This is a genomic window from Ramlibacter sp. Leaf400 (assembly GCF_001424545.1).
GTDB lineage: Bacteria > Pseudomonadota > Gammaproteobacteria > Burkholderiales > Burkholderiaceae_C > Ramlibacter.
On sequence record NZ_LMQL01000001.1, the window covers coordinates 390,234 to 415,400 of the forward strand.

Annotated in this window: 24 protein-coding genes; 12 read left to right on the forward strand and 12 right to left on the reverse strand. The window is 70.4% G+C overall.

Translation table 11 applies throughout. The annotated features are described in order from the left end of the window. Positions 1-17: 17 nt before the first annotated feature. From ASG30_RS01900 to ASG30_RS01915, 4 genes are all read right to left on the reverse strand, one after another. The gene (locus tag ASG30_RS01900; RefSeq protein WP_055891699.1) at positions 18-791 is read right to left on the reverse strand and encodes a hypothetical protein; all 774 of its coding nucleotides are present in this window, start codon (positions 789-791) and stop codon (positions 18-20) included. Positions 792-806: 15 nt separating this feature from the next. Further along, on the reverse strand, positions 807-1,475 hold the full coding sequence (locus ASG30_RS01905; protein ID WP_055891701.1) for a TetR/AcrR family transcriptional regulator: 669 nt from the start codon (positions 1,473-1,475) through the stop codon (positions 807-809). Between the two features lies 1 nt (position 1,476). After that, entirely contained in the window at positions 1,477-2,676 is a 1,200-nt protein-coding gene (locus ASG30_RS01910) for a patatin-like phospholipase family protein (RefSeq protein ID WP_055891704.1), read from the reverse strand. Positions 2,677-2,831: 155 nt separating this feature from the next. Beyond that, positions 2,832-3,350: a phasin family protein gene (locus tag ASG30_RS01915; RefSeq protein ID WP_055891707.1), complete on the reverse strand. Its 519-nt coding sequence runs from the start codon at positions 3,348-3,350 to the stop codon at positions 2,832-2,834. Positions 3,351-3,560: 210 nt separating this feature from the next. Here ASG30_RS01915 and ASG30_RS01920 point away from each other — a divergent pair, with 210 nt between their 5' ends. The 12 genes from ASG30_RS01920 to ASG30_RS01975 all read left to right on the forward strand — a co-directional run bounded on the left by ASG30_RS01920 (position 3,561) and on the right by ASG30_RS01975 (position 17,857). Beyond that, the gene (locus ASG30_RS01920) at positions 3,561-5,549 is read left to right on the forward strand and encodes an SDR family oxidoreductase (RefSeq protein ID WP_055891710.1); all 1,989 of its coding nucleotides are present in this window, start codon (positions 3,561-3,563) and stop codon (positions 5,547-5,549) included. A gap of 49 nt (positions 5,550-5,598) precedes the next feature. After that, positions 5,599-6,498, forward strand: a complete 900-nt coding sequence (locus ASG30_RS01925; protein WP_055891713.1) for a class I SAM-dependent methyltransferase — start codon at positions 5,599-5,601, stop codon at positions 6,496-6,498. Positions 6,499-6,634: 136 nt separating this feature from the next. Beyond that, the gene (locus ASG30_RS01930) at positions 6,635-7,444 is read left to right on the forward strand and encodes a hypothetical protein (RefSeq protein WP_156385378.1); all 810 of its coding nucleotides are present in this window, start codon (positions 6,635-6,637) and stop codon (positions 7,442-7,444) included. A gap of 58 nt (positions 7,445-7,502) precedes the next feature. Next, entirely contained in the window at positions 7,503-8,957 is a 1,455-nt protein-coding gene (locus ASG30_RS01935) for a flippase (RefSeq protein ID WP_055891721.1), read from the forward strand. Beyond that, positions 8,954-10,186, forward strand: a complete 1,233-nt coding sequence (locus ASG30_RS01940; RefSeq protein WP_055891724.1) for a hypothetical protein — start codon at positions 8,954-8,956, stop codon at positions 10,184-10,186. The genes ASG30_RS01935 and ASG30_RS01940 overlap by 4 nt, the downstream gene beginning before the upstream one ends. After that, positions 10,183-11,391, forward strand: a complete 1,209-nt coding sequence (locus ASG30_RS01945; RefSeq protein WP_055891726.1) for a glycosyltransferase family 2 protein — start codon at positions 10,183-10,185, stop codon at positions 11,389-11,391. The genes ASG30_RS01940 and ASG30_RS01945 overlap by 4 nt, the downstream gene beginning before the upstream one ends. Before the next feature lie 28 nt (positions 11,392-11,419). Beyond that, positions 11,420-12,448, forward strand: coding sequence for a glycosyltransferase (locus tag ASG30_RS01950; protein ID WP_055891728.1), 1,029 nt, complete (start codon positions 11,420-11,422; stop codon positions 12,446-12,448). Beyond that, positions 12,445-13,671: a glycosyltransferase family 4 protein gene (locus tag ASG30_RS01955; RefSeq protein ID WP_055891733.1), complete on the forward strand. Its 1,227-nt coding sequence runs from the start codon at positions 12,445-12,447 to the stop codon at positions 13,669-13,671. Before ASG30_RS01950 ends, ASG30_RS01955 begins: the two co-directional genes overlap by 4 nt. Before the next feature lie 45 nt (positions 13,672-13,716). Continuing rightward, positions 13,717-14,574, forward strand: coding sequence for a dTDP-4-dehydrorhamnose reductase family protein (locus ASG30_RS01960; protein WP_055891735.1), 858 nt, complete (start codon positions 13,717-13,719; stop codon positions 14,572-14,574). A gap of 19 nt (positions 14,575-14,593) precedes the next feature. Further along, complete coding sequence (locus ASG30_RS01965; RefSeq protein ID WP_055891737.1) at positions 14,594-15,604, forward strand: polysaccharide biosynthesis protein; 1,011 nt, start codon at positions 14,594-14,596, stop codon at positions 15,602-15,604. Continuing rightward, positions 15,597-16,727 (forward strand): non-hydrolyzing UDP-N-acetylglucosamine 2-epimerase, encoded by a 1,131-nt coding sequence (gene wecB, locus ASG30_RS01970; protein WP_055891744.1) that lies wholly within the window; start codon positions 15,597-15,599, stop codon positions 16,725-16,727. Before ASG30_RS01965 ends, wecB begins: the two co-directional genes overlap by 8 nt. Before the next feature lie 32 nt (positions 16,728-16,759). Next, on the forward strand, positions 16,760-17,857 hold the full coding sequence (locus ASG30_RS01975; RefSeq protein ID WP_055891747.1) for an MraY family glycosyltransferase: 1,098 nt from the start codon (positions 16,760-16,762) through the stop codon (positions 17,855-17,857). A gap of 5 nt (positions 17,858-17,862) precedes the next feature. Here the strand turns inward: ASG30_RS01975 and galE are convergent, their stop codons facing one another. The 8 genes from galE to ASG30_RS22325 all read right to left on the reverse strand — a co-directional run bounded on the left by galE (position 17,863) and on the right by ASG30_RS22325 (position 25,139). Beyond that, the gene (gene galE / locus ASG30_RS01980; protein WP_055891966.1) at positions 17,863-18,834 is read right to left on the reverse strand and encodes a UDP-glucose 4-epimerase GalE; all 972 of its coding nucleotides are present in this window, start codon (positions 18,832-18,834) and stop codon (positions 17,863-17,865) included. Next, positions 18,831-20,273, reverse strand: a complete 1,443-nt coding sequence (locus ASG30_RS01985) for a hypothetical protein (protein ID WP_055891750.1) — start codon at positions 20,271-20,273, stop codon at positions 18,831-18,833. Before ASG30_RS01985 ends, galE begins: the two co-directional genes overlap by 4 nt. 34 nt (positions 20,274-20,307) lie before the next feature. Further along, positions 20,308-20,655 (reverse strand): DUF2304 domain-containing protein, encoded by a 348-nt coding sequence (locus tag ASG30_RS01990; RefSeq protein WP_055891753.1) that lies wholly within the window; start codon positions 20,653-20,655, stop codon positions 20,308-20,310. Next, positions 20,652-21,371, reverse strand: coding sequence for a glycosyltransferase family 2 protein (locus tag ASG30_RS01995; protein WP_055891756.1), 720 nt, complete (start codon positions 21,369-21,371; stop codon positions 20,652-20,654). Before ASG30_RS01995 ends, ASG30_RS01990 begins: the two co-directional genes overlap by 4 nt. Next, the gene (locus tag ASG30_RS02000; RefSeq protein WP_055891759.1) at positions 21,368-21,742 is read right to left on the reverse strand and encodes an EamA family transporter; all 375 of its coding nucleotides are present in this window, start codon (positions 21,740-21,742) and stop codon (positions 21,368-21,370) included. The genes ASG30_RS01995 and ASG30_RS02000 overlap by 4 nt, the downstream gene beginning before the upstream one ends. Before the next feature lies 1 nt (position 21,743). After that, positions 21,744-22,634, reverse strand: coding sequence for a class I SAM-dependent methyltransferase (locus ASG30_RS02005; RefSeq protein WP_162243702.1), 891 nt, complete (start codon positions 22,632-22,634; stop codon positions 21,744-21,746). Positions 22,635-22,836: 202 nt separating this feature from the next. After that, positions 22,837-24,960: a hypothetical protein gene (locus tag ASG30_RS02010; RefSeq protein ID WP_055891764.1), complete on the reverse strand. Its 2,124-nt coding sequence runs from the start codon at positions 24,958-24,960 to the stop codon at positions 22,837-22,839. Further along, positions 24,957-25,139: a hypothetical protein gene (locus tag ASG30_RS22325; protein WP_156385379.1), complete on the reverse strand. Its 183-nt coding sequence runs from the start codon at positions 25,137-25,139 to the stop codon at positions 24,957-24,959. The genes ASG30_RS02010 and ASG30_RS22325 overlap by 4 nt, the downstream gene beginning before the upstream one ends. Between the last annotated feature and the right edge of the window lie 28 nt (positions 25,140-25,167).

A 25,167-nucleotide genomic window follows, 5' to 3' on the forward strand; every position in this document is an offset into this window, starting at 1 on the left:
CTCCGGCCCAGCAGCGCCTATTCCTGGAGTTCGGCCTGGGCCAGCGCCACGTCCAGGCGCTCCTTGGCGTCGCAGGGCGTGCTGGCCGCCGCCCGTTCGTAAAGCTCGGTCGCCTCCGCCATCCGCGACTCGCCTTCCAGCATCACCAGGCCGTTGGCGTACTCGATCATGCCGATGGCCGACTGCGGATGCAGCCGCAGCCCTTCCTGGAACAGCTTGAGTCCTGTCTCCTTCTTGGCCCCGTACGTCATGCCGCCGATCAGCGGCCCGACCTTGTCGATCACCTCGGAGTGGAAGGCGGCCAGCGCGATGTGCGCGTCGGCATGGCGGGGGCTGAGCCTGATCGCCTGCTCCAGCGATTCCTTGACCTTGCCGCCCAGGCCCTGCGCCAGCGCCTTGGCCACGCTGATCGCCTGGCTGTAGCGGCCGAGCGCATAGCCCTGCAGGTAGAAGGCCGAGGCGTTGCGCGGCTCCCGCTGGGCCTGCTCCAGGGCGCTGTGGGCGACCTGCTGGAACAGCTCCAGCCGCACCTTCTCCTTCTTCTCCAGGTAGGTGGCGTGGATGCAGGTGGCCCGGTTGGCCACGGTGATGCCCGGGCCACCGGCCTTGAGGCCGGCCTCGACCGCCTTTTGGAATTCACCCCGGTGGAACAGCGTCCAGGCCTGCAGCACGGCTTCGTCGGCCGGCAGCGGCTCGGCGTCGCCGGCGTGAAGGCGGGCCCAGCGGGCCCGCACGTCGGCCGGGCTGAAATCGAACTCCCCGGGGTGCGGGAACGACGCCCACTTGCCCACGTTTGTCTCCTGTCGTTACTTCTCTTCCTGCCCGGCCGTGTACGCACCCACCAGGCCCAGCAGGTGCATTCGCTGGCCGTGTTCGAGATAGGGTACCAGCAGATGGAGCACGTGGTGCGCACCTCGCAACAGCGCGGCCTGCGCACTCTCGGGCTCGAGCGCGCGGCGCGGATCGCGCACGTATTCGAAGCTCAGCCAATAGGTCAGCACCACCACCATGCTGTCTGCCGTGGGCTCGACCTCGCGCGAATCGATGTTCACCGCGCCGGCCCGGCTCATGCCGTCGAGCATCGCGCGGATGGCGCGGATCTTGTCCTTGAGCACCCGCTGGAAGTGCGTCTCCAGCCGGCGGTTCTTGGACAGCAGGTCGTTGAGGTCGCGGTAGAGGAAGCGGTATTGCCAGATCAGCTCGAACAGCGTGTGCATGAAGAACCAGGCGTCCTCCACGTCGCGCACGCCGTCGCTCGCGTTGAGCAGCTCCGTCAGGGCGCGCTCGTAGCGGTCGAAGAGCGAGTTGATCAGCTCGTCCTTGGCCGGGTAGTGGTAGTACAGGTTGCCCGGGCTGATGCCCAGTTCGGCCGAGATCAGCGTGGTGGAGACGTTCGGTTCGCCGAAGCGGTTGAACAGGTCGAGCGTGACCTCCAGGATGCGTTCGGCCGTGCGGCGAGGCGCCTTCTTGGCCATGTCACAGCGCCTGCCGCGCCGGCGGCGGCAGCAGGCGGGCGAGGTCGTCCATCGACTGCTGCAGGCTGGCCATCGCGCGGCCAACGCGCGTGGCGTGCGGGCGCCTGGCGACGAGTTGCCGGGGCTCGCGCAGCACGTCCTCGCGCAGGTCGACGCCGTGGCGCGCCAGCCGGGGGGCGAGTGCCGGCGCGCGCGCGAGCAGCAGGGCGCGGGTCTGCTGGTAGGCGTGCTCGGCCAGCTCGCGCCGCTGGCGGTAGCTGAAGGTGTTGGCCTGGTACAGCTGCGCATCGTGTTGGTCGGGCTCGATCAGCACGATGTTGGTGTCCGGGTAGGCGCGCTCGTAGTGCTTCATGCCCAGGGCCATGCGCGAATGGATCATGGAACGGAAGGTCTGGGACAGCACGGCGGGCAGGCCGCCGTCGACGATGCGCGGGATGCCGCGCGCCGGGTCCGTCGCGTTGAAGGGCACCAGCGGGTTGATGCACAGCATCAGGTCCACGCCTTCGTCCAGCGCCACGGTGGCATGCAGCGTCTTCTTGAGCGCGCCGTCGACGAAGTGGTGGTCGCCGATGCGCACCGGCGCGAAGAGGCCCGGCAGGGCGGCGCTGGCCTGCACCGCCTTGGAGATGGGCACGTGGTCCCAGCCCGGGCGGCCGAAGGGCGCCGCCTCGCCGGTGTCCAGGTGGGTGGCCACCAGCGTCAGGCGGGTGCGCAGCCGGCGGAAGTCGTTGGTGCGGCCGGGCCGCGAGAACAGGTCCGCCAGGCGACGGTCGATCTCCTCGCTGGAGAAGAGGCCCGTGGGCAGGCTCGGGCCCAGGCGTTCGAGCGAGCTGAGGATCGACTTGCGCCCCAGCGTGGCGCGCCACAGCGCGGACGCGGCCAGGCCGGGGACCATCAGGCCGCGCCGCAGGAACTCGCCGTAGGCCGGCACCATGAGCCAGGCCGGATCGAACACGTCGCCGCCGCCCTGCGGGTCGATGAAGGCGGCGCACAGCTCGCGCGCCGTCATGCCGTTGGCCAGCCCCGCGGCGATGAAGCCGCCGGCCGACACGCCGACGTAGTGGTCCAGCCGGTGCAGGGCCAAGCCGTCGAGCGACTCCTCCAGCGCGCAGAGCGCGCCGATCTCGTAGATCGCGCCTAGCGGCCCGCCGCCGGCCAGCGCCAGGGCGATCCGTGGCTGGGACGTCGTTCTTCTTCTCATGCGCGCAGTTTAGGAGGCGAAGCGCTGCGGAACTATTGCGATGCAGCAAACCCAACGGGCCGTCGTCCCCGCGGAGGCGGGGACCCGGGGCTTCCACGTGGAGAGGCATGGAAGCACTGGATTCCCGCCTCCGCGGGAATGACGGGAAGGGGGCGTCAGCCGGCCGACTTCTTGGCCGCGCGGGCGGTCTTGCGCACCGGCTTGGTGGCCGCGTTCGCTCCGGCCGTCGGCCGCGCGGCGCGCGCCCTCGGACCCGCTTGCGCGCTGAGCTTGGCCACGCTGCGATTGAGCTCGTCGATCCGCGCGATCAACGCATCGATGTCCTTGGACGAGGGCACGCCCAGCTTGTTGAGTGCGCGCGCGACCCGCTCCTCGAAGATGGTCTCCAGCTTGTCCCACTGGCCGGACGCCTTGGACGAGATGTCGGTGGCCATGCTGGCCATGCGGGTGGTGGCCTCGGAGATCTTCTCCTCCGCAGCCGCCTGCGTCTTGCGCTGGATCGACAGGCCTTCCTTGACCAGGGTGTCGAACACCTTGGTGCCTTCCTCCTGCGCCTTGGCGAAGGCGCCCAGGCCCGCCAGCCAGATCTGGCTGGCCGATTCCTTCACGCTGCCCAGCGGGGGCATGCCCTTGGCGTCGGGGGCGTCGCCGGTGGAATAGGTCTTCTTGACCATGCTGCGTCTCCAGGAGAAGTGATGAACCTTTCCACTTTACGGCCGGGCCGGCGCGCGGGTTAGGGGGGTGCTCCTAATCCGCTCGCACCTCTTCGGCCGCGCGGGTTTGTGCGGAACCGTCGGCCCCGGCTTTGGACCAGAATGCCGCGCAAACAACCGCCCGCGCCGCCGATGCGGCCGGCCCGCGCAACCCTCCCGGAGGTCTTCCCCATGCACTACTTCGTCACCGGTGCCACCGGTTTCATCGGCAAGCGCCTGGTCCGCAAGCTCCTCGAGCGTGAAGGCGCGGTCGTGTACTTCCTGGTCCGCAAGGAGAGCGAAGGCAAGGTGGGCGAGCTGCACGAGGCCTGGGGCGTGCCCGCATCGCGCGCCGTACCGGTCGTCGGCGACCTGACCGCGGCCCGGCTGGGCGTGGCCGCCGAGGACATCGCGAAGCTGAAGGGCCGCATCGACCACTTCTTCCACCTGGCGGCGGTGTACGACCTGGGCGCGGACGAGGAGAGCCAGGTCGCGGTGAACATCGAGGGCACGCGCAACACGGTCGATTTCGCCGGCACGATCGCGGCCGCGCACTTCCACCATGTCTCCTCCATCGCGGCGGCGGGCCTGTACGAAGGGGTGTTCCGCGAGGACATGTTCGAGGAGGCCGAGAACCACGAGCACCCGTACTTCATGACCAAGCACGAGAGCGAGAAGATCGTGCGCAAGGCCTGCAAGGTGCCGTGGACGGTCTACCGGCCCGCCATGGTGGTGGGCGACAGCCGCACCGGCGAGATGGACAAGATCGACGGGCCGTACTACTTCTTCAAGCTGATCCAGCGCATGCGCCAGCTGCTGCCGCCCTGGATGCCCACGGTGGGCCTGGAGGGCGGCCGCGTCAACATCGTGCCGGTGGACTTCGTGGTGGACGCGCTGGACCACATCAGCCATCGCGCCGATACAGCCGGCAAGTGCTTCCACCTGGTCGACCCGGTGGGCTACCGGGTCGGCGACGTGCTGGACATCTTCAGCCGCGCCGCGCACGCGCCCCGGATGAACCTTTTCGTCAACGCGGCCCTGCTGGGCTTCATCCCCAAGAGCGTGAAGAAGGGGCTGATGGCGGTGGCCCCGGTGCGCCGAATCCGCGAAGCGGTGATGAAGGACCTGGGCCTGCCCGAGGACATGCTGGCCTTCGTCAACTACCCGACGCGGTTCGACTGCCGCGAGACGCTTGCGGCGCTCAAGGGCACGGGCATCGAATGCCCGAACCTGAAGGACTACGCGTGGCGGCTGTGGGACTACTGGGAGCGCCACCTCGACCCGGACCTGCACATCGACCGCTCGCTCAGGGGCACGGTGGGCGGCAAGGTGGTGCTGGTCACCGGCGGCTCGTCGGGCATCGGCCTGGCCGCCGCGCACAAGTTCGCCGAAGCGGGCGCCGTCACCGTCATCTGCGGGCGCGACCAGGACAAGCTGGACGAGGCCTGCCGCGAAGCCGAGGCCCGCGGCCACCGCTTCGCCGCCTACCCGGCCGACCTGGCCGACATGGCGGACTGCGACCGCTTCGTGAAGCTGCTGGAGGAAAAGCACGGCGGCGTGGACTTCCTGGTCAACAACGCCGGCCGCTCGATCCGCCGCGCCATCGAGTCCAGCTACGACCGCTTCCACGACTTCGAGAGGACGATGCAGCTGAACTACTTCGGCTGCCTGCGCGTCACCATGGGCCTGCTGCCTGGGATGGTGGCCAAGCGCCGCGGCCACGTGGTCAACATCAGCTCCATCGGCGTGCTGACCAACGCCCCGCGCTTCTCGGCCTACGTCGCCAGCAAGTCCGCGCTGGACGCCTGGACCCGCTGCGCGGCCAGCGAGTTCCAGGACTTGGGCATCACCTTCACCACCATCAACATGCCGCTGGTGCGCACGCCCATGATCGCGCCCACCAAGATCTACAACAACGTCCCCACCCTCGCACCCGAGGAGGCCGCCGACATGATCGCCGAGGCCTGCATCTACAAGCCGGTGCGCATCGCGACGCGACTGGGCATCACCGGGCAGGTGCTGCACGCGCTGGTGCCCAGGATCGCGCAGATCGTGATGAACACGAGCTTCCGGATGTTCCCGGATTCAACGGCGGCGAAGGGGGCAGGGAATGGGGGGAAGGGGCAGCTGTCGGCGGAGGCGGTGGCGATGCAGCAGATGATGAGGGGGATTCACTTCTAGGCGCCTCCCCCGCACGGGACGGCCGGGGCGCGCAGTTATCCTTGCCGCCATGCACAGTGCGCCTTGTCCCTTCTGCCGCGCCCCGTCCGATCCCGTCCTGCGCCAGAGACCGGACTATGAGTACGGCATCCAGGTCCAGCTGGACTACCACCGGTGCCGCGCCTGCGGGCTGGTGTTCGCCGATCCGATCCCCGTTGCCGACATCCCGTCGTTCTACGCGAGCTACTCCACCCACGGCCAGCACACGCAACGCAAGCTGCCGCTGCTGGCCCGCGCGTCGCGCGGCGTGATGCTGCGGGAGTTCGAGTCGCTCGTGCCTTCGCACAAGGACGAGCCGGTGCTGGATTTCGGCTGCGGCGACGGCTCCTTCCTCGCCGAACTGCGCGAGCGCGGCTACACCCGCCTGGCGGGCTACGACTTCGATCCGCAGGCGCGCAAGGCGGCCCGGCTGGTCGGCGCGCAGGTGGCCGAAAGCGAGGAGGACCTGCCCGCGCTCGGGCCGTTCGCCGTGATCACGCTCAACCATGTGATCGAGCACATGGTCGACCCGCCGCGCGACCTGGCCCGGCTCGGCTCCATGCTGCGCCCCGGCGGCCGGCTCGTGATCCGCACGCCCAATGCGCGGTCGGTGCTGAGCCGCAGCCTGGGCCCGGCGTGGCGGGGCTGGGAGACACCCCGCCACCTGCACGTGTTCACGCCGGCCAGCGTGCAGGCGATGGCCCGGCTGCCGGCTTTGTCGGACCTGGCCATGAAGCGCGTGTTCACCTCCGAGTCCATGTACCTCGGCATCTTCCACGAGTCGCTCAGGAACGGTTTCTGGCGCCATCCGGCGGGCAAGCTGGCCCGGCACGCGGCCGCCCTGGTGTCCTGGGCCGGCCTCACGGCCGTGAACGCCTTCGCCCCGGTGGGCGAGGAACTGGTCGTGGCGTTCGAGCGCAGGGCGGCCTGACGCGGCAGTGACGGCCCCCGGCCGCGGCGATCCCGCCACAGCAGGCCCCCCGTCTTCGTGAAGTGCATGCCGAACTGCCCCGACCCGGGCCGGGCCGCGGGCCGGGTCACCTCGACGTTTCGGCGAAAATAGCTGGATGCGAGAACAGACGTACGCCCGCGGGCCAGTGCCCGCGGGCCCTTTCGGCTATTTCGATTTCCTGGCCGGCCACCTGAAGCTCCTGGTCCTGGTGCCCCTGACGGTGGGGGCGTTGGCCCTGCTGGTGGCCCTGGCCTGGCCGAAATCCTATGTGAGCACGACCCTGCTGCTGATCCCTTCGGAGGTGATGAATTCGAACCAGGTCGCCGCCATCATGCGGGCGGACCCGATCCTGCGCGCGATGGATCCGTCGACCGATCCTGAGATCTCCGCGGGCCGCGTCGCCGCCCGCGTCGGCCGGGACGGGATGGTCCGGGTGGAGGTCTCCGGCGACACGCCGCAGGAGGCGCAGCAGGCGGCCAAGGCGCTGATCGAGGCCTGGATCCGCTCCACCGCCCCGGGAGAGGTCGAGAAGGCCGACCTGATCGCGCGGCGCGATCGCGCCGTCACCGATTTCAAGAACGTGCAGGCCGGGATGGAGGCGGTGACCCGCGCCATGGCCTCGCGCGAAGCTGTCTCCACCGAAGCCATGGTGCGCATGGCGACCCTCAGCGAGGCGGCCGACCGCATCTTCACGATCGTCCAGGTGACCAGCCGCCGCCTGGAAGGCATGCCGCGGGACGTGATCCGGCAGGCGCCGTCGCTTCCGGCCAAGCCGCGCCAGCCGCACTTCGCCCTGGTGGCGGTCGCGGGCGCGGTCATCGCCCTGTTCGCGCTGCTGCTCGCGCTGCTGCTGCGCCACCGGTACCGAAGCCTGACCGCAGCCGCCAAAGGGCCGCACGGCCCCGCGCAAGGCGGCGCCTTCTGAACCCGTGGCCAGCACAGCCCACGCTGCGGCCCTCCGCTCGCACGCCAGGCTGCCGACGATGCTGCTGAGGAACGCGGCCCTCAACCTGTTCGGGCTGGGCGCTCCCCTGCTGGTGGCGGCTGCCACCATCCCCGCGCTGCTGACCGCGCTGGGGACGGAGCGCTTCGGCTTCCTCGCGCTGATGTGGGCGCTCGTCAGCTACTTCGGCCTGTTCGACCTGGGCCTGGGTCGCGCGGTCACCCACCAGCTGGCGAGCCGGTATGCCGATCCCCAGCCCGATTCGGGCATTGGCCGGGTGCTGGGCACCGCGCTCGCGCTCATGACCGGCATCGGCGTGGTCACGGGGGTCCTGATGGCTCTTGGGGCCGAGAGGGCGCTGCCCTACATGGGAAGGCTTCCGGATGCCGCCGAGGGCGCGAGGGCGATCCTCTGGATGGCCCTGGCCATGCCCGCGATCGTGGCCACATCGGGCCTGCGTGGCGCCCTCGAGGCACGGCAGGCCTTCGGCATCGTCAACGCCATCCGCGTGCCGATGGGGCTCTTCACCTACCTGGGGCCGCTGCTCGTGGTCTGGTGGGTCGGTCCGCGGCTCGACTGGATGGCCGCAGTCCTCTCGTTCGGCCGCATCGTCGCCTGCCTCGCCCATGCGGGGTTCGTGCTGCGCGGCCCGCATGCGCCGGCGCGGCTGGAATGGTCGCGCGATGCGGTCCGGCCGATGCTGCGCACCGGCGGCTGGATGTCGGTGAGCAACGTCGTGGGGCCGCTGATGGGCAATGCCGACCGCTTCATCATCGCGGCGCTCCTCTCCGCCACGGCCGTGACCTACTACGCCGTGCCGCATGAACTCGTGAGCAAGCTCTGGGTCGTGCCCGGCGCATTGACCGCCGTGCTCTTCCCGGCATTCGTGGTGCAGGCCTCGCGCGGGACCGGTGGCGGCGGGCGCCTGTTCCGCCGCGCGGTGCGCGGCATGGCCCTGGCGATGCTGCCGGTCACCGCCGCGCTGTCGCTGTTCGCCCCGGAACTGCTCAACGCCTGGCTGGGGCCCGAGATGGCGCGCAACTGCGCGCCGCTGCTGCAGCTGTTCGCGGTCGGCGTGTTCCTCAACGGCGTGGCGACGATTCCCTACACCCTGCTGCAGGGCGCGGGCCATTCGCGCACGACCGCGCTGGTCCATTGCTTCGAGCTGCCCGTCTTCATGGGCCTCATGTGGTGGCTGACGCAGAGCCACGGGGTCCTGGGCGCCACGGTGGCCTGGCTCCTGCGGATGGTGTTCGACACCGTGGCGATGTTCGTGTTCGCGCCGCGCGCGCTGCCCGGCCCGGTGGAAGGCCGCTGGGATGTGAGCGATGCCGCCTGGCTCGTGGCCGCCCTGCTGGCCTTCGCGGCGTCGGCCCTGCCGGACCTCGCGCCCCGGGTGACCGTAGCGGTCGCCCTGGTGGGGGGCACGGCCTTCCTGGCCGCCCGGCAATGGCGGCTGCTCTCGCAGGAACGCTCTCGGGGAGGTCCGGCGTGAGCGCGCCCTCCTTGCGCGGCGCATCGGATCCGCAGGGCCTCGAGCGCGCGGCTCGCGGCCGCTGGCTGTTCCCGCTGCTGCTGCTCGCCACCCTCCCGCAGAACTACTACGACCTGAGCGCCATCTTCGCGGGCCAGCCGCTGGCGCTCTACACGTACCAGGGGCCGATCCTGCTGAAGCTGGGCAAGGACTTCGTCTACCTCCTGCTCTTCGCGGTCGCCCTGTGGGACGGACTGGTCGAGCGGCGCTCGCCGCTGGAGGACTTCGCGATGCTGATCGTCCTGGTCATCGGCATGCTGTTCGCGGTGTCCCTGGTGCAGAACGGCGCGTTCGTGGCGCTGATCGGCGTGCGGTGGGCCTTGCCCTTCCTGCTGTTCTTCGTCCTGCGCCATTGGGCGGCGGAGCTGGACACGCGCGTTGCGGGCCGCTGGATCCTGGGCGGCCTGGGGCTGGCCGTGGCGGCCCAGTTCGTGCAGCTCGCGCTGATGCCGCCGGTGTACGGCGAAGTGCTGCCCGGCATCCCGGCCCGCACGCCGGGCATCTTCCTGCTGCCCAATTCCGCGGCCTTCTTCGGCTGCGCCAGCGCGGCCTGCATCCTGGCTTTCCCGGACAGTTCGCCGGCCCAGAAACGCTGGGCCGTGCTGGGCTCGATCGTCACCAGCGCCCTCGCGCAGTCCGGCACCGGTGTGATCGTCTCGATGGTGCTGGCCCTGCGGTGGATCGCCGCGGGGCAGCCCCTCGTGTTCTGGTCGCTGGCGCTGCTCGCCATCTTGGCGGTGTTCCCCAACCTCGAGCACCTGATGGGGCGCGAACTGGACTACCTGGCGGAGTCCGGCGGCGGTCGCATCGATGTGCTGGTGGACATCGTCCGCGAGGCGATGACGTCCGTCGACAATTTCGGCCGCTACACCAACGCCGCCAACCTGCAGGCCGACAATCCGGCGGGCGAGGTCGCGGTGGACTCGCTGGTGGCGGCCTGGGTAGGCAACTTCGGCCTGGCCGCCTTGCCGTTGCTGTTCCTGGTGGCGCTGTTCGCCGCCTTCCGCATGGACCACATCGACTGGGGGCGCGCCGCTCCCTGCGTGCTGGTCCTGGTCCTGTTTTCCTTCACCACCGTCGTGTTCGAGGCATTTCCGATGAACCTCTACCTGGTGCTGGGCATCTGGGGCGCCCGCAAGTGCGCCGCGGATGCCGGCCGCACGGCGTGGCCTTCCCCGATCTCCCGATGACACCCATCCTGTCCGTCGCCGTGCCGACCCACAACCGCGCGCGCTATGCGATCCATGCCATCCGCTCGCTCCTGGACATCCGGGACGAAGGGCTGGAAGTGGTGGTCACCGACACCAGCCCCGAACCGGAACTGGAGCGCCTGCTGCGCGAGCAGGGGCTGCTGGACGACCGGCGCCTGCGCTACGTGCGCCCCGCCGAACGGCTGGACATGACCGGCAACCACAACGCGGCGGTCGGCCTGGCCACGGGCGAATATGTCTGCCTGATCGGCGACGACGACACCATCTCGCCCGACGCCCTGGCTGCCGCCAGGTGGGCGGCCGCCCACGACATGGAGGTCATCGCCCCCAACGTGGTCGCCAACTACGTCTGGCCGGACTTCCGGTCGCGCTGGTTCGGCGCCCGGCATTCCAGCCGCGTCTACTTCGCGCGGGAGATGGGGGCGGCCACGGTCCATCGCGCCGAGGGCGCGCTCGACCAGGCCCTGCGCAATGCCATCCAGGGGACCGACGGCCTGCCCAAGATCTACCACGGGCTGGTGCGGCGCTCCTTGCTGGAGACGATCCGCGAGCGCTCGGGTGCCTACTTCCACGGCTCCAGCCCCGACGTGTCCGGCGCCGTGGGACTGGCGGTGTGCGCCCGCAAGTTCCTGGTGGTCGACTACCCGCTCACCATCCCCGGTGCCTCGGGCGGCAGCAACACCGGCCGCAGCGCCCTGAACCAGCACAAGGGCAAGCTGGAGGCCGAAGAACAGACCAAGGGCTTCCGGGAGAAGGGCTGGAGCGCGGGCGTGCCCCGCTTCTTTTCCGTGGAGACGGTCTGGGCGCACGCGGCGCTGGAGACCCTGGGCCGGATCCTGCCCGACGCCGTGCCCCGGTACGGGTTCGTCCGGCTGATCTCGCTGTGCAGGATCCGGCACGCCGAATACGGGACGGAGATCGACGCGGCGGCCACCGAAGCGGCTGCACTACAGGGCGTCAGCCGCGCGGAATTCGACGCGCGCGTGGCGGCCGACCTGCGCCGGGTGCGGCTGCAGGAGCTGGCCCGCGTCGCCAAGCGGATGCTGCGCCCGACCGCCGCCGGTGGACGGGCGTACGTCGGCGGACTCGAGACGGTGGCCGCAGCCCCGGAGCAGGTCAGCGCCCACCTGCGCAAGCGAGGCGCGAGCTGGGACGGGACCGTCGCCGGCGTGGCCACGTCGTGAACGGCAGCGGACTGGGGCAGGAGGGCTGATGCGGCTCGTGCTTTTCGCGCCCAACGTGCACACGGGAGGGGGGCTCACCCTCCTGGAAGCGCTCCTGCGCGCCGCGCCGGGCACGGCCGACCTGCGCCTGATCCTGGACGAGCGGGCCCGCCGCGCGCTGACGATCCCCCAGGGGGCGCAGGTCTCCTGGACCGCACATTCGGCGGCGGCGCGCTGGCGCGCCGAGAAGCTGCTGGCCACGTGGGCCGGGCCGGGTTCGACGGTGCTGTGCTTCCACAACCTGCCCCCGCTGTTCGCGCGCGGCGCAAGGGTGCTGGTGTTCCAGCAGAACCGGCTGCTGCTGGAGCGCACCCCGCTGCACGGGTACCCCTGGAAGAGCGCGATGCGCCTTCGCCTCGAACGCTTCCTGGCCGGGCGCCTGAGCGGGACCGTCAGCGCCTACATGGTGCAGACGCCCAGCATGGCCCGCAGCGTTCGGCAGTGGTGGCGCGGCGAAGGATGTCCGCCGGTGCATGTCGTGCCGTTCCGCGAGCCGATGGCCGGGGCCGCAGGCGAGCTTCCCAAGGCCTGGGACTTCGTCTACGTGTCCGACGGCGAGGCGCACAAGAACCACCTGGCCCTGCTGCAGGCCTGGGTGCTGCTGGCGGAGCAGGGCGTGCGGCCGTCCCTGGCGCTGACGCTGGGTCCGCGCCATGCGGCCCTGGCGGCCCAGGCCGAGGCGCTGGCGGCCCGGCACGGCCTGAAGCTGCACAACACCGGGCCGCTCACGCGCGCGCAGGTCGCGGACCTGTACCGGCAGAGCGGCGCGCTGATCTTCCCTTCCACGCTGGAGTCGTTCGGGCTGCCGTTGCTGGAGGCGACCGATGCGGGCCTGCCGGTGCTCGCACCGGAGCTGGACTACGTCCGCGACGTGTGCGAGCCGGCCCAGACCTTCGATCCGGCCTCGCCGGTGTCGATCGCGCGCGCGGTACGGCGCCACCTGGGCGCGCCCGAGCCGCGCGTGCCCATCGTGCAGGCCGACCGGTTCTGGAAGCTGCTGGCGGAGGACCGCCAGTGAGGGTCCTGGTCGTCAGCCAGCACTTCTGGCCCGAGTCCTTCCGCATCAACGACGTGGTCGTGGACCTCACGCGCGTCGGCTGCGAGGTCGAGGTCCTGACGGGGCAGCCGAACTACCCCGAAGGCTCGGTCTTCCCCGGCTACAAGGCGCTCTCGATGGGCCGTCAGGCGTACGGGTCCGGCATCACCGTGCACCGTGTGCCGCTGGCGGCCCGCGGGCCCGGCAGCGCCGTGCGGCTGGCCGCCAACTACCTGTCCTTCATCTTCTCGGCTTCGATCCTGGGCCCCTGGCTGCTGCGCGGGCGCAGGTTCGACGCCGTGTTCGTGTACGGCACCTCGCCCATCCTGCAGGCCATCCCCGCCGTGCTGCTCAAGCTGCTCAAGCGGGCGCGGCTGGTGATCTGGGTGCAGGACCTCTGGCCCGAAAGCCTGGAGGTGACGGGCTTCGTGCGGAACAGGCGCCTCCTGGGCGCGGTCGCGGCCGTGGTCCGGTGGATCTACCGGCGCGCCGACCTGCTGCTCGTGCAGTCCGAGGCGTTCATCCCGCCGGTGAGTGCCATGGCGGGGGGGACCCGGGTGGTCTACCACCCCAATCCCGGCGAGGCGATGCAGGAGCACGGGGCGGCCGGCGATGCCGCACCGCGCGTCCCGCTCGACGAGGGCGCCTTCAACGTGGTCTTCGCCGGCAACCTGGGCACGGTGCAGGCGCTGGAGACCGTGGTCGAGGCCGCGGACCGGCTGCGCGAACACCCTGACATCCGCATCGTGCTGGTCGGCGGCGGCAGCCGGGCGGAGTGGGTGCAGCAGGAGGTGTCGCGCCGCAGGCTCACCAATGTGCAGCTGCCCGGGAAATACCCTTCGGCATCGATGCCGGACCTGATGCGGCGCGCGTCGGCCCTGCTGGTGACGCTGTCGCGCCAGCCGATCCTCGCCCAGACGGTGCCGAGCAAGCTGCAGACCTACCTGGCCGGCGGCACGCCCATCATCGCCTCGCTCGACGGCGAAGGCGCGCGGGTGGTCGTGGAGGCCGGCGCCGGCCTCGCGTGCCCGGCGGAGGACGCCGGGGCGTTGGCGTCCGCCATCCTGCGGCTGCGCGACATGCCCGCCGAGGAGCGTGCCCGGCTGGGGACGGCGGGGCGGCAGTTCTTCGCCCGGCACTACGAACCCCTCGCCCTGGCCGAGCGGCTGGCGGCGTGGATGAGGACCGCAGCGAGTCGGGGATAATCACGCGTTTGCCCGCCGGCTGGCGGGCGTTCCAGGGGAAGAAGAATGAAAGTGCTGGTGCTGGGTGCATCCGGCATGCTCGGCAACGCCGTGCTGCGGTTGCTGAGTGCAAGTGACGGTTACGAGGTGTTCGGCTCGGTGCGGTCCGCCGCCGCGGTGCGGCTGCTGCCCGCCGAACTGCGCGATCGCATCGTCACGGGCGTGGACGTGGAGAACCAGGACAGCCTGGCCGCGCTCCTGGGCCGGGTGCGGCCGGACGCGGTGATCAACTGCGTGGGCATCGTCAAGCAGCTGCAGGAGGCGTCCGATCCGCTGACCACGCTGCCGATCAACGCGATGCTGCCTCACCGCCTGGCCCGGATGTGCGACCTGGTGGGGGCGCGCCTGGTCCACGTCAGCACCGACTGCGTGTTCACCGGAGCCAAGGGGATGTACCTCGAGAGCGACCTGCCCGACGCCATCGACCTCTACGGCCGCTCCAAGAGCCTGGGCGAAGTGGACTATCCCCACGCCGTCACCTTGCGCACGTCCATCATCGGGCACGAGCTGGGCGGCAGCGCGCATGGCCTGGTGGAGTGGTTCCTGGCGCAGAAGGACCAGGTGAAGGGCTTCACCAAGGCCATCTTCTCCGGCCTGCCCACCGTGGAGCTGGCGGCCGTGATCCGCGACCGCGTCCTGCCGGCTGCACAGCTGCGGGGCGTCTACCACGTGTCCGCCGCGCCGATCGACAAGCATTCCCTGCTGAACCTCCTGGCCCAGGCCTATGGCCGGCTGACCCGCATCGTGCCGGACGGCCAGCTGGTCATCGACCGCTCCCTCGATTCCTCGCGCTTTCGCAGCGCCACCGGCTACCAACCGCCGGCCTGGCCCGAGCTGGTGCGACGCATGGCGGAATTCCGCTGAACCGGAAAGATCCCGAAAGATGTTCAAAGACAAGACCCTCCTGATCACGGGCGGCACCGGCTCCTTCGGCAACGCCGTGCTGCAGCGATTCATCGACTCCCCGCTGGCCGAGATCCGCATCTTCAGCCGCGACGAGAAGAAGCAGGAGGACATGCGCCTGCAGCTCAAGAGCGACAAGGTGAAGTTCTACATCGGCGACGTGCGAGACTACGACTCGGTCCGCGACGCGCTGCGGGGGGTGGACTACGTGTTCCACGCGGCGGCCCTGAAGCAGGTGCCGTCGTGCGAGTTCTATCCGATGGAGGCGGTTCGCACCAACGTGATCGGCGCCGAGAACGTGATGCGCGCCGCCATCGAGAACGAGGTCAGCCGGTGCGTGGTGCTGAGCACGGACAAGGCGGTCTACCCGATCAACGCCATGGGCATGTCCAAGGCGATGATGGAGAAGGTGATGGTCGCCAAGTCGCGCCTGTGCGACCCCAGCAAGACCACGCTGTGCGCCACCCGCTACGGCAACGTCATGGCCTCGCGCGGCTCGGTCATCCCGCTGTTCCTGGAGCAGCTGCGCAGCGGCAAGGACATGACCGTGACGGACCCGAACATGACGCGGTTCCTGATGTCGCTCGAGGACTCGGTCGACCTCGTGCTCTATGCGTTCAACAACGCCAAGCCGGGCGACATCTTCGTCCAGAAGTCCCCCGCGTCCACCGTGGGCGACCTGGCGCAGGCGATGAAGGAGCTGCTATCCAGCCAGGCCCAGGTCAAGGTGATCGGCACCCGGCACGGCGAGAAGCTGTACGAGTCGCTGGTGTCGCGCGAGGAGATGGCCCGCGCCGAGGACCTGGGTGGCTACTACCGCATCCCGGCCGACTCCCGCGACCTGAACTACAACAAGTACTTCGTGGAAGGCGAGACCGAGATCTCGCGCCTGGACGACTACACGTCCCACAACACGCACCGCCTGAGCGTCGACGAAGTCAAGGCGGTGCTGATGAAGCTGTCCCTGATCCGCGAGGCGGTGAATGGGTGACAAGCTTCGGGTCATGACCATCGTCGGCACGCGGCCGGAGATCATCCGCCTGTCACGTGTCATCGCGAAGCTGGACTCGTACTGCGACCACGTCCTCGTCCACACCGGCCAGAACTACGACTACGAGCTCAACGAGGTCTTCTTCCAGGAACTGGGCATCCGCAAGCCGGATGCCTTCCTCGATGCGGCGGGTGCCACCGCCGCCGAGACCATCGGGAAGGTCATCATCGCGGCGGATGCGCAGCTGGCCCGGCACGAGCCGCAGGCGCTGCTCCTGCTGGGGGACACCAACAGCTCGCTGGCGGCCATCGCCGCCAAGCGCCGCAAGATCCCGATCTTCCACATGGAGGCCGGCAACCGCTGCTTCGACTTCCGCGTGCCGGAGGAGATCAACCGGCGCGTCGTGGACCACGTCAGCGATGTCAACCTGACCTACAGCGAGATCGCGCGCAGCTACCTGCTGCGCGAAGGGCTGCCGCCCGACCAGGTCATCTGCACGGGCAGCCCGATGCGGGAGGTGCTGGACCACTACCGCGCGGGAATCGAGGGGTCGGGTGTCCTGGGCCGGCTCGGCCTGAAGGAGGGCGGCTACTTCGTGGTGAGCTCCCACCGGGAAGAAAACGTGGATGATCCGGCCCGGCTGGCGCAGCTGTTCGGCGTGCTCAACGCCGTCGCGGAAAAGTTCGGGCTGCCGGTGATCGTCTCGGTCCACCCGCGCACCCGCAAGCGGATGGAAGCGGCGGGGCTGCAGGCCCATCCGGCCGTGCAGTTCCACAAGCCCTTCGGCTTCCTCGACTACATCCGCCTGCAGACGTCCGCTCGGGCGGTGCTGTCCGACAGCGGCACCATCACCGAGGAATCCTCGATCCTGAATTTCCCCGCGCTCAATTTGCGGGAAGTGCACGAGCGCCCGGAAGGCTTCGAGGAGGCGGCTGTGATGTTCGTCGGATTCGACGTCGACCGCGTGCTGCAGGGGCTGGCCATCCTGGAAGACCAGCCGCGCGGCGCCGAAAGGCTGTTGCACCTGGTGCGCGACTACGCGCCCGACAACGTGTCGGACAAGGTGCTGCGGATCATCCTGAGCTACAGCGGGTTCGTGAAGCGCCGGGTGTGGCTCCAATGAGCGGCGCCGTCCGCCGGAGCCGGGAGGCCTGAATGTTCGCGTTCATCGTCGCCCTGCTCGTGTCGCTCGTGGTGACCACGGCGGTGCTGCGCTACAACCACGTGCACCAGCGCTGGACCGGGGACGCCGACCTGACCGGCGTGCAGAAGTTCCACAGCTACGTGGTGCCGCGGGTCGGCGGCGTGGGCATCGGCGTGGCGCTGGTCGGCGTGGCGCTGGTGATGCTGGCGATCAAGGATCCCTACACGCGGTCGTTCCTGCTGCTGCTGCTGTGCGCGGCGCCGGCCTTCCTCGGCGGCCTGGCGGAAGACCTGACCAAGAAGGTGGGCGTGCTGCACCGGCTGGTGCTCACGATGGGTTCGGCGGTCCTGGGCTACTTCCTGCTGGGCGCTTCGCTCAACCGCATCGACGTGGGCTTCGTCGATGCCGCGCTGCGGTGGTGGCCGGTGGCGCTGCTGGTCACCGCCGTGGCCATCGGCGGCGTGGCGAACGCGATGAACATCATCGACGGCTACAACGGCCTGAGCGGGGTCGTGAGCTGCGTCATCCTGGCCGGCCTGGGCTACGTGGCCTTCCTGCTGGGCGACGTGCTGGTGTTCCGCGCCTGCCTGGCCATGACGGGGGCCATCCTGGGCTTCCTGCTGTGGAACTGGCCCTGGGGGCGCATCTTCATGGGCGACGGCGGTGCGTACCTGATCGGTTTCTGGATCGGCGAGCTGTCGCTGCTGCTGGTGGCGCGCAATCCGGAGGTCTCGCCCTGGTTCCCGCTGGTGCTGGTCGGTTACCCGGTGGTGGAGACGCTGTTTTCCATCTACCGCCGCCTCGTCGTGCGCCGCAGCCATCCCGGGCTGCCGGATGCGGTGCACCTGCACCAGCTGATCTTCCGCCGGCTGGTGCGCTGGAGCGTCGGCAGCGAGCACGCGCGGCACCTCACCGCCCGCAATTCCATGACGGCGCCGTACCTCTGGCTGATCTCCTCGCTGGCCGTCTTCCCCGCCGTCCTGCTCTGGCGCAACAGCTTCGCGCTGCAGATCGTCTTCCTCTGCTTCACCGCCTTCTACATCTGGTTCTACTGGTCGATCGTGAAGTTCCGGTCGGCCAAGTGGCTGATCACGCGGCGCCGGCGCTGACGCCCTCAGGCCGCGGCGCGGCGTGACCGCCAGGCGGCCCAGGCCGAGGCGATCATGTCCTCGACGGTGTGGCGTGCGGTCCACCCCAGCTCGTCCCGGATCTGCGCCGCGGATGCAACCACCCGGGCGGGATCGCCTGCGCGGCGTGCCGCGACCTGCGGTGTCGTGTCATGACCGGTGACCTTGCCGATCACCTCGAGCATCTGCCGGACCGAGACCCCTTCACCACGTCCGATGTTCAGCAGCAGCGCTTCCGGCCGATCCGCCGACAGCCGCTGCGCGGCAGCGACGTGGGCCGCGGCGATGTCCTCGACGTGGATGAAGTCGCGCACGCAGCTCCCATCCGCTGTCGCGTAGTCGGTGCCGAACAGCAGTGGACGCTGTCCCGCGTCGAGCCGCTGGAACACCATGGGGACGAGGTTGGAGATGCCGTCGTCCGCGAGGAGGGGCGACGCGGCCCCGGCCACGTTGAAATACCGCAGGCAGGCCGTCGAGAGCCCGTGGGCCGCGCCCACGCTGCGCACCATCCATTCGCCGGCCAGCTTGCTCTGGCCATAGGGGTTGATCGGTGCGCAGGGCAGGTCCTCCGTCACCAGGTCGACGTCGGGCATGCCGTAAACCGCGGCCGATGACGAGAAGACGAAGCGGCGGACCCCGGCCGCGACCGTGGACTGCAGGACCGTCTGCAGGCCCTGGACGTTGGTCTCGTAGTACAGCAGGGGAAGGCGGACGGATTCCTCCACCTGCTTGCGCGCGGCGAAATGGAGCACGCCCTGGACCTGGTGCTCCTGCATGACCCGGTCCAGCGTGGGCCGGTGCAGGATCGAGCCCTGCACCAGGGCAACGCCCTCGGGGATCCGTTGCGCGTGGCCCGTGCTCAGGTCGTCCAGCACGACGAGCCGGTGGCCGGCAGCGGCCATCGCCTGCACCGTGTGCGCGCCGATGTAGCCGGCGCCGCCCGTCACCAGCCAGGTCATCGCCTGATCGCCCGGGCGCCGCTGCCGCGCAGGTCCGCCCATCTGCGGCGCAGCACCACGGCGGCCGGCCGCGCGAGCGTGACGACGAGCAGGCCCGTGGCCACGGCCGCGGCCGTGATCGGCCAGTGCGAGTACCGGAAGTCAGGCGTGACGGCGAAGAAGAAGAGCCCGCCCATGTGGCAGACGCCGCTGGCGTAGAGCGCGGCGGCGGCCTGCAGGAGCCGGTCGCGCAAGGCCAGCCCGAAGGCCAGGACCGGGAGGAACAGCAGGGCGCTCAGCACCAGGTAGGGCAAGGGTTCGAAGATGCTGCTCGTGACGGCGAGCCAGCGGACGTGGAAGAACACCTCCGAATAGTTCGCCCTCGAGCGTTGGGGAACGCCCAGCTGGTTGGGATAGATCGCGTCGAAGTGCGGGGCCCAGAGGCCCCAGGGCTCGCGCCTGACCATCGACCTGAAGAACTCGGTGCGGTGGCGCAGGTAGGCCCCCGGATGCTCCAGCACGACTTCGATCCAGTTGCGTCCCAGCACCTCGCTCAGGCGCGGATTCCGGGTGTCCAGCTCGAGCGGGGCGCCGGGCTCGGGCACCGTGCCCGGCTTCCCGTGGATCTGCTCGCCCGTCATCAGCGGGAAGTAGGAGCGAGGCGAGTACAGCCGGTGGACTTCGTCCAGCGACGGCCGGGTCAGCACGCCCGGGTGGAACAGGTCGCGGTTCTCGTAATGGGAGGCGCCGGCGATGTCGTAAAGCGCCGCGGCCCTCCACAGGTGGCGCGGCTGGTCGACGAACTGGGCCGACACCCACTTGCCGGCCACGAAGAGCAGCACCGTGGCGATCGCGCCCAGCGCGATGGCACGCGCAGCGGCTTTCGGCCAGGCGCTTGCGGGGCGGGCATCGCGCAGCAGGAACAGCGCCAGCAGCGGGAAGGCCGCCGCGGCGGCGTTGTGGCGCGCGGAAATCCCGAGGGCGGTGAGCACCAGGGCCAGCAGGAGCAGGGGGGGCCGCGGCCGCGAATCGCCGGACGACAGCCAGCAGCCCACCGCGAGCAGGAACAGCCCGGCCATCGTGATGTCGATCCAGATCACGCCCAGGATCCCCAGCAGCGGGGGATAGAGGCCCACGCCAACGCACACGGCGATCGCCAGCGGGCCGTGCTGCTTCAAGGCTGTCCGGAAGATCAGGAAGAGTCCGCCATAGAACATCGCCAGGTGCAGCACGAGCATCCCGACGGGGCCGGGCACGATCCGGTCGAGCAACTGCCAGACGGCGGTCATCAGGGGCGGGTGGCCGTCCTCGAACACGCCGGCGCGGGCTTGGCCCAGGATGCTCAGCGAGTCGGGCGACATGGCCCCCGGCGCGAAGTTCACGTACACGTGCGCGGCGATGGCCGCGACCAGCACGAAAAGAAGGGCAGGAAGCGCCTTGGCGGCGGGGATGGACGTCATCGTTCGCGACTCGCGTGGGGCGCCGGGCAAGCCCCTAGCCTCGGGAGCCCGGCGGCACGGGCTGCTGGAATTCCGCGTCGAGGATCGCCAGCTTGCGGGCCAGGGTCGTCACCTGTTCGTCGCGCTTGCGCATCTTGAAGTGCAGGTTGAGCAGCACCGCGAAGCTGATCAGCCCCCAGCAGTAGAAGACCAGGTCGGCGCCCCGGCCCACGCCCAGGTGGTGGGCGATCAGGTTCGCGCTCTCGGGCGCCCAGACGAAATAGATCGCCGCGGCCGCGCAGAACAGCGTGAAGACGCTCACCAGCGGCGACTTGCCGCGCTGGGTGGACGCGTAGGCCACGATCAGGAACAGGCCGACGCTGAGCAGGATCTTGATCGTCATCGGTAGAGCCTTTTCACCAGGAGGTCCAGCAGGATGGTCAGGGAGTTGCTGATCTTCTGACCCTTGCGCAGCGAGTAGGCGCTGTAGCGGATGGTCACCGGCACTTCGACCAGCTTGAGCCTGAGCTGGGCGGCCTGGTCGATGATCTCCGAAGCGTGCGCCATACGGTTCTGGCGGATCTGGATGCGCAGCGCGCAGGCGCGGGTCATCGCCCGCAGCCCGTTGTGGGCGTCCGTCATGCGCAGGCCGGTGGACAGGTAGGTGAACACCGTCGCCAGCTTCAGCGTGGCGCGCCGCAGGCGCGGCATGTTCTCCGTCCGCCCCAGGAAGCGGCTGCCGCACGCCATGTCGGCGCCGGAGCGGTGGAGCGTCCCGACCAGTTCGTGGACGTCGCTCGGGAGGTGCTGGCCATCCGCATCGAACGTCACCAGCGTGGCGGCACCGCGCCGCAGTGCGTATTCCATGCCCGTCTGCAGGGCCGCGCCCTGACCCAGGTTGATGGGATGGCGCACGACATGCGCTCCGGCCGCCCGGGCGAGCTCCGCGGTCTCGTCACGCGAACCGTCGTCCACCACCACGATGCTGCAACCGTGCTCGGCCAGCCCGGCGATCACCTCGGCGATCGTCTCGCTCTCGTTGTAGGCGGCGATGACCGCCCAGATCGAGGGGTCCAGGGTGGGGGCCACGGCGGGAGTAGCCGCGTTCGAGTCCGTCATGCCGGTCTCCCCACCACGAGCACCAGCCCGCAGACGATAAGCGCGACGCCGGCGGCGAACCGCAGGTCCAGGGCCTCCTTGAAGAAGAGATGGCTCAGGAGCGGCGTCACGATGAAGGCCGCGGCCACGAACGGGTAGGCGCGCGACAGCGGCGTGAAGCTGAGGATCCACACCCACATCACGGAGAGCGCGAAGTACATGGCCATCGCACAGACGAAGAACGGGTTCACCACCAGCCTCAGCGCCTGGTCCACGACGCCCCCGGCTCCGCCGGGAGCGAAGGTGGAATCGGCCGCCAGCTTGAACAGCAGCTGGCCGGCCGACATGCCGGCGGCGTAGGCGAGCAGCAGACCGACGTGCAGCGCGCTCATTTCAGGCCGGCTGCGCCGCCGCTTGCGGCTTGCGCAGGACGACGCGCATCGCGTCGAACAGGTTCACGGGAACGCCCACCTTGCTCATGCCGGCGCCGGGAGCGCGGCCCTTCAATCCGAGCATGCGGCCGACCTGGAAGAAGATCAGCGAGAGCGGGACGATCTTGGACGGGTGGGTGCAGGCAACGACTTCCAGGCCCAGGCGGCTCGCGATGCGGCGCAGGCTCTCCGGCGTGAAGTACCAAAGGTGCTGCGGCGGCGTCATCAGGCGCCAGCGGCGGCCGGCAAGGCGTGCGACCCAGGCGTTGAAGTCGCCGGTTGTGATCAACAGCGCTCCCCCGGGGGTCAGTTGCCGGCTGCAGGTCTCGAGGGTCGAGAACGGGTCGACCAGGTGCTCGACCACGTCCAGCATGACGATGGCGTCCACTTCACCGATGCGCCGCAGCGTCGCCTCGTCGGCGCTCCCCTGCCGGACCTGGTGCAGCCCCGCGCGGTGGCAGGCCTGCACGGCTTCCTCGGCGATCTCGATGCCCTGCACCTCGAACGTGCTGCGGGCCTCCTTCAGGAAGAAGCCGTATGCGCAGCCGATCTCCAGCAGCCGAGCGCCGGGCTTGCAGTAGCGGCGCAACACGTCCGCGACCCGCGAGAACTCGTGCCGCAGCACCTGCTCGCTCGCCGCGTAATCGGAGTAGCCGTCGGAGTGGCTGCCGTTGAAGTAGTCCTCCGTGTAGTAGCTGGCCGGATCGAACTGGCCGGGCTCCGCCCGCCCGAGCCCGCAGACCGTGCACCGGCTCACCTCGCAACCGTTCTTCTGGTAGAGCCGCTTCCAGGCGCCGCCGCATGCGGGGCAGGCGCTCTGGCGCGGGTCGGGAACTGGGGTGGGGCTGGTCATCTTGGGCACGGGCGCCGTCCGTTCACGGCGAGGGCTCGAAGCGGCAGTTTCGGTCGCCGCACGCGCTTGCCGGTCAAACGGCCGGGCCTGCGATCGTGGGGCTGGGGCCCGCAGTTTAGACGAGCCCATCGGCCAGCCGATCCGACAGGGGGCGCTTAATCCGCGGCCGCGTTGCACCCATGCTTCGGGGTGCCCTCCAACGCTAGTTTTGCCGGACCCCGGGTCCCGCCGCCCCTTCCGCCCGCAACTGGCCGCACCGCTGCACCAGCGCGTTGTGCCACTGCACCAGCCGCTGCGCGACCTCGTCGTCGTGCCGGGGCGGGACCTGCGCCGTGAGCTGCTCCAGGCAGTTCTCCCGCTGCAGTTGCGGTCCCACGGCCAGCAGGTAGCGCTCCATCGCCAGCAGGCTGCTGTCGGGCAGGTGGGCGCGGTAGCGGTCCACTTCGCGGACGAGGCGCTCCCAGTCCTGGGCTGCGGGGTCGGCGGCCAGCGCGCCGTCGGCGGCGGCCAGGAACTGGCCGGCCTGGCGTGACAGCGCCTCGAGCTGCCGGTACTGGCCGGTCAGCAGCGCCTGCAGGCCCGCCGCGTCCGCCACGCCCAGCGCGCGCAGCAGTGGCGCGGGCTCGCCGCGCCACCAGCTGAAGTCGGCGGCACGACTGGAGAAGAGCGGCATGGCCCGCAGTTCCTCCCGGGCCCGCGCCAGCCGGGCACCGAGTTCGGCGCCCTGCTGCGTGCCCAGCCGGTTGGCGAGGTCGGGGGCGCCCAGGGTCAGGAGCACGCCGCGCACCTGCGCCAGTTTTTCCCGCTGTGCGCGAAACGCAGTGGCATCGAAAGGCGCGCGCGGGTCCTGCGGCAGGGCGGCGCGGATCGCATTGGCGGCCGCGTCGTGCGCCAGCAGGGCGAGGCGGGCGTCGATCAGGCGGGCCACGGACGGGCGGGCGAAGTCGGGCAGGGCCGGCAGCACGTCGCGGCGCAGCCGCCGGCGCGCGTCCATCACCGCCAGCGCTTCCTCGAAGGACGCGGGCGCAGGAGCGGGCGTGCCGTCGGCGCGCAGCTGCAAGGCGGGCTCCTGGAGCAGCAGCGCCAGGCCGTTGCGCAGGGCGGCGCGCTGCGGCGAGAGCTGGTAGCGGCCCTTCGCCTCGTCCCACACCAGCCCCGGCTCGCCCCGCTTGCCGAACAGGGCGTCGAACTGCCTGCGGAACTTGGCGAAGGCGACGTCCGACTGCGTGCGCACCTGCTGCACCACGTCCGGCCCGAGCAGGGCCATGCCGGCGGCGCGGTCCAGCAGGGCCTGCTGCGCGGGCACCAGCGGCAGCCGGCCTTCGCGCATCCAGCCGGTGTCGCCGCGGGCCAGCAGCGCGTCCTGCCGCTGCAGCAGCGCCAGCACGGCCGCCAGGCGCTGCACGCCGGGCACGAAGGGCTCCTGCCGGCGCGTGTCGAACAGGCCGGTGCTGCGCTCGAGCAGCGCCTGCTCCAGCGACAGCAGTTCGTTCTGGGCCAGCAGGCGCGCATCGAGCGCCGCCGCGCCCTGCAGCAGGGTGCAGCGAGAGGCCGCCTGCATCGCGTTGACCAGCAGCGAAGGCGGCGTGCCGCCCCCGCGGGCGATGGCGTTGAACAGCTGCACGCTGCGGGTCAGCGGCCCGGGCAGGTCGGCGTCGAGCGTGTAGCGCACCAGGCGCCGCAGGTGGACGATGCCCTCGGTGCCGGGGTCCTGGTGCAGCGCCTGCCAGGACTGCACGGCCGCCTCCAGTTCGCCCAGCGCCGTGACCCAGTCGCGCAGCGCGGCGAACTCGGGCAGGCTGTCCGCCGTGTTGCCGGACGCGTTGGACGAGCGCGAGGGGCCCGGCGCGGCGCACTCGATGGGCTCGCGCAGGGCCGAGCCGCCGGGCGTGAGCGGGGCGCCAGTGAGGCGCGAAGCGCGCACCAGCAGTTCGCGCCGCAAGGTGTCCAGCACGATGTCGGCGAACTCGCGTTCCATCCGCTCGGCCAGGCGCTCTTCCAGGTCGTCGAAATAGTTCCAGGAGCCCGGGATGGACAGCGTCCACCAGGTGTCGCGGCGCACCTTCTCCAGCGCGGCAAGCAGGCCCAGCGCCTTGCGCCGGTACCACTGGGGATCGATCTGGTCGCGTTGCGACACGCGGGCGCGGAACTCCTTGTCGGCCTCCAGCTGCAGCAGCGTGCGGGTGAGCTGCGCCTGCCAGAGCTCGAGCTGCACGGCGGCGCCGACCAGGCCGACGAACCAGACCGCCAGCAGCGCGATGGCGACCTGGCGCACGTCGATGCGAACCCCGCGCAGCCGCGCGAGCAGCGATCGCCAGCGGCTCATCCCTGGCCCCCCGTGGCGGCCGGCTTGTCCAGCAGCTGGCGCACCGGCCAGGTCTCCCACCACCACAGCGCCTGCGAGAGGCCCAGGAGCACCCCCGTGGCGATCACCACGCCGGCCCAGCGCACGACGAACCGGCGAAAGCGGCCGGAGGGCCGATCGTTCGGGGGTGGTGGCTGCACTGTGGTTCCCTCCGGCCCGCGCGGGACC